Source organism: Candidatus Thiosymbion oneisti (assembly GCF_900092655.1).
Taxonomy (GTDB): Bacteria; Pseudomonadota; Gammaproteobacteria; order Chromatiales; family Chromatiaceae; genus Thiosymbion; species Thiosymbion oneisti.
In genome coordinates, this window is sequence record NZ_FLUY01000235.1 from 1 (window position 1) to 772 (window position 772).

The 772-nt window shown below is 53.2% G+C and carries 1 protein-coding gene; it reads left to right on the forward strand.

Translation table 11 applies throughout. From position 1 onward, the window contains the following. Nucleotides 1–474: 474 nt before the first annotated feature. Entirely contained in the window at nt 475–609 is a 135-nt protein-coding gene (locus tag BQ17_RS23060; protein WP_256091443.1) for a hypothetical protein, read from the forward strand. Nucleotides 610–772 lie beyond the last annotated feature (163 nt).

Genomic DNA, 772 nt, shown 5'->3' on the forward strand with positions numbered 1-772 from the left:
TTTTGTAGGGAACGGCCGACCCGCCGTTCCATAAACTGTTCGGAATGCCAGGTCGGGCATTCCCTATAGCAAAATCAGGTGAAATAGGATACGAAATTAAAACGAAGAAAAATCCTGTGAATCCTGGAAATCCTGTGAATCCTGTACTATTGGATAACAGCACAAAGCTCGAAGCATTGCTGGTAGCGTTTAACCGGAAATTTATCACTACATATTAGGCACCACCGCGTTTGAAACCAGATCCGGGGCTAAGAGGCTGTCTAAAAACTAACCCATTGATTTTAAGCTGATAGGCTGGGTCGAGGGACGAGACCCAGCCTACTCTCGACTATGGCCTATGACTTTTTTTAGACAGTCTCTAAGGTAACTTACGACGATTAGGCGGTCAATGCGTCCGGCAGGCAGGGCAACCCTGATAAATCGATTCGATTTGGAGTGCGGCGGCAACCTACCCCGATCCTGCCGGAATTCGCGGTGTCGGAGGTAAGCGCAGGGTTGGCCGGGGGGTATCTACCCGCCGCCGCTTTGGATTTGGTGACGCCTAGGGAAAGCGCCGTCGCCGCGGCGCCGGTGGAACCCACCGCCCGGATTTCCGGCCAGGGCTGGTGATATCCCCTAGCGTTGAGATTCGATGCGGCCGCGCCGCTTAGCCGGCGCACTCCAAAGGGGGGTGTTCTTTCTCGTTCCCACGCGCTGAGACTGTGAAAGTATTCGCTTTTCCCGAAAGCGGTGGGATGAAGTTACCATATTCCACGCTGAATTCCATATCACG